Here is an 8,873-nt window from a genome sequence, read left to right as displayed (position 1 = left end):
CGTAACTGTTGATGTTCGTGGGATCGCCATCGTCATCGTAGAGACTGGGATGGGTCGGAAAACTGAACGTCAGCGCGCTCACATCCCACCCGACGCCGGCCAAGAGACCATCGATGGATTGGTTGCCGCTGACGGCGATGGTACGAGGCGCCACGTTTGCTCTCCCGGACAACGGAACGGGTCGACACCGTGCCATGAGATTTGTTATATCATAACGATCATAATATCCAGTGATCCCCGGTGTGGAGGCACACAGGCCGCTATGGAGCGCCTGTGTGCCGAAGGCTCTACTTCGCTGCGATGACGGCGATCTCGACCTTGAAGGGGGCAGCGGCGAGTTTGGCCTCGACCGTCGCGCGAGCGGGCGTGTTGCCCTGGGAGACCCAGGCATCCCATACGGCGTTCATTTCCTGGAAAGTCGCCATGTCGGTGAGCCAGATATTGACCATCAGGAGCTTGGTCTTGTCGGTGCCGGCCTGGGCGAGCAGCCCATCGATGATCGACAGGATCTCCTTGGTCTGCTCGGTGACGCTTTGGCCCGCCGCTTTGTCGGCAACCTGGCCCGCCAGGTAGACCGTATCCCCGTGAACGACGGCGCCGCTCATGCGCGGGCCGGGCTTGATACGCTGGATCGTCATGGAATGTCCTTGCATTCTGAAAAGGCAGAGGCCTGCTTTGTCGGGGGCGGGGCGATGAAGGTCAAGCGATCAATACAACGTCGTCTTCACTCGCTCCGGCAGAGCCTTGTCGTACGGCTCGCCGCCGAGCCGGTCGTCGCTCAGGGCTGCCAAAATCTGGCCGGCGCTCGGAAGCGACTTGCGCGACACGTGCTTGTCCGAATTCCACAGATCCGCCCGCACCACGGCGCGCGAGCATTGGAAGAACACAGTATCGACATCGATCACGAGCACCGATCTCGGCGCTTTTTCGTCGATGGCGAAGGGTGCGAGCAGCTTCGGATCGGTGGAGATCACCGCGCGCCCGTTGACGCGCAACGTCTCGCCGATGCCGGGGATGAGAAACAGCAGCGCCACGTGCGGATCATGCAGCACGTTCTTCAGGGAATCGATGCGGTTGTTGCCGCGCCGGTCGGGCAGGATCAGCGTCTTGTCATCCACGACATGAATGAATCCCGGCCCGTCGCCGCGCGGCGAACAATCGAGACCGTCCGGCCCGCGCGTCGCCAGCGTTGCAAAGGGCGAAGCTTCGATGAGCGCACGATAGACCGGCACGATCCGGTTGGTCTCCTTGGCGATGGAGGCTTCGCCCACCTCACCGTAGAGGGCTTCGAGATCGGCGAGGGTGGTGATCGTGTTCGTACGCAAGATGACATCCCCGTTGCGGCGGCATCGCGACCATATACGGCGATGCGTGGTCTTCAAACGCAGACTTGCTGGTGGGTCCCCTTCCCTCGCTCCGCTGGCCTGGGATTACGACGATGGTGCGCGATGACGTGGGAGAGCATCTGAGGCGACGAAACGAAAAAGCGCGGCCGGAGCCGCGCTTTTGTCGTTGGGTCGATGATGCCGAAGCTTACTCGCCGGCGGCCTGCTTGGCCTTCTCGGCGTCGCGTTCCGCCTTGAGCTTCTCGGTGATGTCTTCGCCGGTGTCCTGGTCGACGACCTTCATGGACAGACGGACCTTGCCGCGCTCGTCCATGCCGAGGAACTTGACCTTCACCTTGTCGCCTTCCTTGACCACGTCGGTGACCTTGTTGACGCGGTTCTTGGCGAGTTCGGAGATGTGGACGAGGCCGTCGCGCGAACCGAAGAAGTTCACGAACGCGCCGAATTCCATCACCTTCACCACCGTGCCCTCGTAGATCGTGTTGATCTCGGGCTCGGCGACGATGGAGCGGATCCAGTTATAGGCCGCCTTGATCGACTTGCCGTCGGCCGAAGCGATCTTGATGAGGCCGTCGTCGTTGATGTCGATCTTGGCGCCGGTCTTCTCCACGATCTCGCGGATGACCTTGCCGCCCGAACCGATGACTTCGCGGATCTTGTCGACCGGGATCTGCATGGTCTCGATACGCGGAGCGTGCTCGCCGAGTTCGGCGCGCGGCGCGGTGAGTGCCTTGTTCATCTCGGTGAGGATGTGCTCGCGGCCGTCCTTCGCCTGATCGAGAGCGACCTTCATGATCTCCTCGGTGATGCCGGCGATCTTGATGTCCATCTGGAGCGAGGTGATGCCCTGGTCGGTACCGGCGACCTTGAAGTCCATGTCGCCGAGATGATCCTCGTCGCCGAGGATATCGGAGAGCACCGCATAGCGCTCACCCTCGAGGATGAGGCCCATGGCGATGCCGGCCACCGGACGACGGAGCGGAACGCCCGCATCCATCAGCGCCAGCGAACCGCCGCAGACGGAGGCCATCGACGACGAGCCGTTCGATTCCGTGATCTCCGACACGACGCGGATCGTGTACGGGAACTCGTGGGACGGCGGCAGCATCGGATGGATTGCGCGCCAGGCGAGCTTGCCGTGGCCGATTTCGCGCCGACCAGGCGAACCCATACGGCCTGTCTCACCCACCGAATAGGGCGGGAAGTTGTAGTGCAGCAGGAAGGTTTCCTTGCGGGTGCCTTCGAGCTGGTCGATATACTGCTCGTCCTCGCCGGTGCCGAGCGTCGTGACCACGAGGGCCTGCGTCTCGCCGCGGGTGAACAGAGCCGAACCGTGGGTGCGCGGCAGGATGCCGACTTCCGACAAGATCGAGCGCACGGTCTTGAGATCGCGACCGTCGATGCGCTTGCCGTCGTCCAGGATGTTCCAGCGCACGACCTTGGCCTGGGCTTCCTTGAAGACCGCCTTGACCTTCTCCGGCTCGAACTTGGCTTCGCCGCCCACCGGGCAGAGCGCTTCCATCACCTTCGCCTTGACGGCGTCGACGGCGGTGTAGCGATCCTGCTTCTTGGTGAGCTTGTAGGCTTCGCGCAGGTCCTTCTCGGCGATGTCGAGAACGGCCTTTTCGACATCCGAGACGTCGGCCGGCTGGTAGTCGCGCGGCTCCTTGGCGGCCTTCTCGGCGAGGCGGATGATGGCCTCGATCACCGGCTGGAAGTGCTTGTGGCCGAACATCACGGCGCCAAGCATCACGTCTTCGGCGAGTTCCTTAGCCTCGGACTCGACCATCAGAACCGCGTCCGCCGTACCGGCGACGACGAGGTCGAGGGTGGTCTCTTCCATTTCCTGGAGCGGCGGGTTCAGCTTGTACTGGCCGCCGATATAGCCGACGCGCGCCGCGCCGACCGGGCCCATGAAGGGCACGCCGGACAGGGTGAGGGCGGCCGAAGCCGCGACCATGGCGACGACGTCGGGATCGTTCTCGAGATCGTGCGACAGCACGGTCACGACGACCTGCGTCTCGTTGCGGTAGCCGTCAGCGAACAGAGGGCGGATCGGGCGGTCGATGAGGCGGGAGACCAGGGTCTCCTTCTCGGTCGGACGACCTTCGCGCTTGAAGTACCCGCCGGGGATGCGGCCAGCGGCGTAGGTGCGCTCCTGGTAGTTCACCGTGAGCGGGAAGAAATCGATGCCGGCCTTCGGCTCCTTGGCCGAAACGACGGTGGCGAGGACCGAAGTCTCACCGTAGGTGGCGACGACGGCGCCGTCGGCCTGGCGCGCGACCTTGCCGGTTTCGAGCACGAGCTTGCGGCCGGCCCAGATCAGTTCTTCGCGTTGAATATCGAACATGTGGTTTTGTCTTTCATGACAGGGCTTTCGCGCGATGCCATGAGCAAGACGGCAAGACGCTCGGGGGCGGTGGAAACACCGCCGTTGAAGCGCCTTGCGATCCTGCCATGGTCATCGTGTCGATCAGCCTCTTTCGGTGCAACGCCGGACATCGGGCCTCGGCGTCGAGAGGCCGTCCGGAGCCATGCTCCGGACGGAAGTTCTGAATGCACGATCGTTTTGCCGATGCGTTGCCGCTTCGGCGGATCGTGCGCCGGGAATCAGCGGCGAATGCCGAGCTTCTCGATCAGGGTCTTGTAGCGGCTCTCGTCCTTCTTCTTGACGTAGTCGAGAAGCGAACGGCGCTGCGAGACGAGCTTCAAGAGACCACGACGGGAATGGTTGTCCTTCGTGTGGGTCTTGAAATGGCCGGTGAGGTTGTTGATCCGCTCGGTCAGGATGGCGACTTGAACTTCCGGAGAGCCGGTATCGCCAGACTTCTGAGCATATTCCTTCACGAGCGCATTCTTGCGCTCAGCCGTAATCGACATCGCWTATCCTTTCAGGTTGGACTTTTATGGAATGACCCGCCTCGAGGCAGGGTCAGCTTCGCCAGAGGCGGCCGGGCCGGGATGTCGTCCAGCGCGGTCGGATCTCATGACGCATCCGGCACTTGGGCCGGAAGACGCGCGAACCATACACGAAATCCGCGCAGGCGCTAGAAAAATCGTCCCCAGGGTTGCGGCGGGCATTGGCGCTGACATCGTCATGGCCGAGCTCGTCCCGGCCACCCGATCCCAAAGGCGGGGCCGCTTCCCGCATCGGGGGCACCGACCCATCAGGAGCCGCGTCAGCGGCGTCTCGAAGGAGGATCCAGAGATCACTGGAACGCCTCGTCCTTCGAGACGCAGCCTCGGCTGCTCCTCAGGATGAGGCGGGAGGTGAAACTAGGCCCCCAGGTTGAACACCCGGTGCGGCACCAGTTCGCCCTGCTCCACATCACCCACCGCGACGAGGATGCCGTTGCAGGTGGCGTAGATCTTGCCGGTCGAGGGCGCATCGCGGCCGCGCAGGATGATCGACTGGCCGCGCATCAGGCGACCGGCCATGTCGCGGCTGACAGCGACCGACGGCAGATCGGAAAGCGCCGTTTCGACGGGGCGCAGGGCCGCCGGTTCGGTCCCTATATCGTCGACGACGAAGGCGTCCTGTTCCGTGAAGGGACCGACCCGGGTGCGGCGCAAGGCAGCGATATGGCCGAGACAGCCGAGCGCCCGGCCGAGATCGCGCGCGATGGCGCGCACATAGGTGCCCTTGCCGCAATCGGCCTCGAGAATGCTGCGATTGCCGTCGTGATGGACGAGCGCGAGGCGGTCGATCTCGACGATGCGCGGCTGCAATTCGACGATTTCACCGTCGCGGGCGAGGTCGTAGGCGCGCTCGCCTTGGATCTTGATGGCGGAAAAGCGCGGCGGCACCTGCTGCACCTGACCGATGAAACGCGGCAGCAACGCCTCGACGGCGGCCGGTTCCGGCAGGAGTTCCGTCCGCTCGACGACGTCGCCTTCGGAATCGTCCGTGTTTGTCTCCTCGCCCCAGGCGACCGTGAAGACGTAGGATTTGCGGCCATCCATGATGAACGGCACGGTCTTCGTCGCTTCGCCCAATGCGATCGGCAAGATGCCTGACGCGAGCGGATCGAGGGTGCCGGCATGGCCGGCTTTCTTCGCCGAGAGCGCCCGCTTCACCGCTGCGACCGCGTGGGTCGACGTCATGCCGACGCCTTTGTCGAGGACGATCCAACCGTTGATGTCGCGCTTCTTCGGACGATCGGCGTGCGGCCGCCGTTGCGGCTTGTCTTCGCTCATGAGCGTTACTCGTTGTCGTCGTCTTCGGTGGCGTCGGGCTTTGCGGTATCGCGCGCGACTTTCTCCGTCCGCAGCAGCGCGTCGATGCGCGCGGCTTCGTCGAAGGTTTCGTCGCGGCGGAAGCGCAGATCGGGCGCGAATTTCAGGTTCACGCGCCGCGCCACTTCCTGGCGCAGGATCTTGCTGTTCTGGTTGAGCGCCTTGACCACCGCATCCTCGTCCTTGCCGCCGAGCGGCATCACATACGCGGTGGCGAGCTTGAGGTCTGGCGACATGCGAACTTCGGGGATCGTGATGACGTTCCGCGTCAGCACATCGTCTTGCAGATCGCCGCGCGAGAGCACCTCGGCGAGCGCGTGCCGCACGAGCTCGGCGACACGCTGCTGGCGCTGCGTGGGTCCGGCGGATTGTTCGAAACGTTTAGCCATTTTTGAGCCTCCGGGATTGGACCGGATAGGAGGACACGCTCGCGTTGTCATTCCGGAGCGAGGGACGAGAGCCGCAATCCGTCACCGCCGTTTTTTAAAACGCGCCGGCGGCGTGCCGCGACGCTTGTTTCGAGACGGTGGCATCATGAATCCCGGGTCCGCGCCGAAGGCGCGTCCCGGAATGACGGAGCAGAAGGAAAAGAGCGTCCGCTCAGAGCGTGCGCTTGACCTCTTCCACGCGATAGCACTCGATCTGATCGCCGACGCGCATGTCCTGGTAGTTCTCGAAGGACATACCGCATTCCTGACCGGCGGTGACTTCGCGCGCGTCGTCCTTGAAGCGCTTGAGCTGGCTCAAGCGGCCTTCGTGGATGACCACGTTGTCGCGGATGAGGCGCACATGGGCACCGCGCTGCACGACACCGTCGAGGACACGGCAACCGGCGATCTTGCCGACCTTCGAGACGTTGAACACCTCGAGGATTTGCGCTTCGCCGAGGCGCTCTTCGCGGAGCGTCGGAGCGAGAAGACCCGACATCGCTTTTTTCACATCGTCCACGAGATCGTAGATGATGTTGTAGTATCGAATCTCGATACCGGCGCGTTCCGCCGCTTCGCGTGCTTCCTTGTGGGCGCGCACGTTGAAGCCGAACACGATAGCGCCCGAGGCTTCCGCCAGGGTGATGTCGGATTCGGAAATTCCGCCGACGCCAGCCTGGATGATGCGAGCCGAGACTTCGTCGTTGCCGATCTTTTCGAGGGCGCCGACGATGGCTTCCGCGGAACCCTGCACGTCGGCCCGAACCACAAGGGGGAATTCCTTGCGGCCGGCGCCTGCTTTCAGATCGCGCATCATGTCGGCGAGCGTGCGGCCGGCAGTGCCGGTGCGCGCAGCCTGACGTTCGCGCTTCTGACGGGTGCGATATTCGGTGACTTCGCGAGCGCGGGCTTCCGACTCGACGACCGCGACGCGATCGCCGGCTTCCGGCGTGCCGTTGAAACCGAGGACCTCGACCGGAACCGAGGGACCGGCTTCCTTCACGCTCTCACCCAGATCGTTGATGAGCGCACGGACGCGACCCCATTCCGCGCCGGCGACGACGATGTCGCCGGTGTGGAGCGTTCCGCGCTGCACGAGAACCGTGGCGACCGGACCGCGACCGCGATCGAGTTTCGCTTCGATGACCGTGCCTTCCGCGGAGCGTTCCGGGTTGGATTTGAGATCAAGGATTTCCGACTGCAGCTGCAGACCTTCGAGGAGCTTCTCGAGACCGGTACCGGTCTTCGCGGAAACTTCGAATTCCAGAGTTTCGCCACCCATCGATTCGACGACGATGGRATGCTGCAGCAATTCCGTGCGCACGCGCTGCGGATTGGCGTCGGGCTTGTCGACCTTGTTGATCGCCACGATCAGCGGCACGCCGGCTGCTTGCGCGTGGGTGATGGCCTCGACCGTCTGCGGCATGACGCCGTCATCGGCCGCGACGACCAGGACAACGATGTCCGTCACCTTGGCGCCGCGGGCGCGCATGGCGGTGAAGGCCGCGTGACCCGGCGTATCGATGAAGGTGATCTTGCCGCCGAGCGGCGAGGTCACCTGATAAGCACCGATATGCTGCGTGATGCCGCCGGCTTCGCCGGACACCACGTTGGTTTTGCGGATCGAATCGAGAAGCGAGGTCTTGCCGTGATCGACGTGGCCCATGATGGTCACGACCGGCGGGCGCGGCGTCAGATTGTCGTCCACGTCCGGCGTGTCGAACAGGCCTTCTTCCACGTCGGATTCGGCGACGCGCTTGACCGTGTGGCCCAATTCTTCAGCGATCAGCTGGGCGGTGTCCGCATCGATCACGTCGGTGATCTTGTGCATCTGGCCCTGACGCATGAGCAGCTTGATCACGTCCACGCCGCGTTCCGACATGCGGTTCGCCAGTTCCTGAATCGTGATCGCTTCCGGAATCGTCACCTCGCGGGCGATCTTTTCCTTCTGCTCGACCTGCCGGTGGCCGGTGAGGCGCTGCATGCGGCGGCGGAACGACGCGACCGAGCGGGTGCGCTCGTCCTCGCCGGACGTCGCCGTCGACAGCGTCAGGCGGCCGCGACGACGCTCTTCGCCAGGAGCCGCCTTCGGCGTCTTGGCGGGAACGACGGGCTTTGCGGGCGAGCCGGGACGGCGAATTGTGCGCGGACCGTCCTCATCGTCCACCACGACGGAGCGGGTGGCGACCGGCGGCGCAGTCCGGGTATTGGGCTTTGCCATCGTCGGATCGGGAGCGGCCGGAATCGGAGCCGGACGCGCCATGTGGTTGAGGCTCGGCGGACGCTTGCCGTCGGCGAGCGGACGCGCGCCACCGAAATTGCCGCGCGGCCGATCACCGGCACCGGCCGGACGCGGACCGGAACCCGGTGCGCGCGGCGGACGGTCGCCGAACGGACGATCGCCGTGCGAGCGCTCACCTTGCGGGCGATCGCTGAAAGTACGTTCGCCGCGGGGCCGATCGCCGGCCGGGCGAGCGGGAGCCTCGCTGCTGCTGCTGGCAGCGCGCGGCGCGGGTGTTTCTTCGCCGAGGCGACGGCGGGCTTCGTCTTCCCCGCGGCGCTTGCGCTCTTCTTCCTGGCGGCGGCGCTCGTCTTCCTCGCGCTTGCGGGCCTCGGCGGCCTCGCGATCGCGGGCTTCCGATTCCTCTCGCTCGGTGCGGCGCTGGGCCTCGTCGGCCTGACGATGCCGATCCTCCTCCTCGCGACGACGGGCGTCGGCAAGGGCATTGGCGCGGGCGTCGCGCTCCTGGTCGGACAAGGTGCGCAGCACCACGCCCGAACGCKGCGCGTTCGAGGCTTGTCCGGAACGCTGGGAGCGTTGACCCGATGGGGCAGGCTTCGGGCTCGGCGCTGCGCTCTGCGG

At 64.7% G+C, this 8,873-nt stretch carries 7 protein-coding genes; all 7 read right to left on the bottom strand.

The features are described 5' to 3' along the window. Positions 1 to 287: 287 nt before the first annotated feature. A complete protein-coding gene (locus tag AC1DT3_RS06570; RefSeq protein ID WP_477464449.1) occupies positions 288 to 638 on the bottom strand; it encodes a RidA family protein in 351 nt (116 codons plus the stop codon). A 69-nt stretch (positions 639 to 707) separates the two neighbouring features. After that, positions 708 to 1,325: a pyridoxamine 5'-phosphate oxidase family protein gene (locus AC1DT3_RS06565; protein ID WP_477464448.1), complete on the bottom strand. Its 618-nt coding sequence runs from the start codon at positions 1,323 to 1,325 to the stop codon at positions 708 to 710. A 208-nt stretch (positions 1,326 to 1,533) separates the two neighbouring features. Further along, positions 1,534 to 3,696 carry a polyribonucleotide nucleotidyltransferase gene (gene pnp, locus AC1DT3_RS06560; protein WP_477464447.1) on the bottom strand — a complete coding sequence of 721 codons (2,163 nt, stop codon included), beginning with the start codon at positions 3,694 to 3,696 and terminating at the stop codon, positions 1,534 to 1,536. A gap of 260 nt (positions 3,697 to 3,956) precedes the next feature. Further along, positions 3,957 to 4,226 (bottom strand): 30S ribosomal protein S15, encoded by a 270-nt coding sequence (gene rpsO, locus AC1DT3_RS06555; protein WP_477464446.1) that lies wholly within the window; start codon positions 4,224 to 4,226, stop codon positions 3,957 to 3,959. A 396-nt stretch (positions 4,227 to 4,622) separates the two neighbouring features. Next, a complete protein-coding gene (truB, locus tag AC1DT3_RS06550; protein WP_477464445.1) occupies positions 4,623 to 5,543 on the bottom strand; it encodes a tRNA pseudouridine(55) synthase TruB in 921 nt (306 codons plus the stop codon). Between the two features lie 5 nt (positions 5,544 to 5,548). After that, positions 5,549 to 5,971 carry a 30S ribosome-binding factor RbfA gene (gene rbfA, locus AC1DT3_RS06545; protein WP_477464444.1) on the bottom strand — a complete coding sequence of 141 codons (423 nt, stop codon included), beginning with the start codon at positions 5,969 to 5,971 and terminating at the stop codon, positions 5,549 to 5,551. Positions 5,972 to 6,182: 211 nt separating this feature from the next. Continuing rightward, on the bottom strand, positions 6,183 to 8,873 hold a 2,691-nt coding region (gene infB / locus AC1DT3_RS06540; protein ID WP_477464443.1), incomplete at its 5' end, for a translation initiation factor IF-2.

The organism is Microvirga sp. P4_G7 (genome assembly GCF_056401005.1).
The sequence above is the reverse complement of the archived record's forward strand: the minus strand, read 5'-3'. Positions and strand labels throughout refer to the sequence as shown.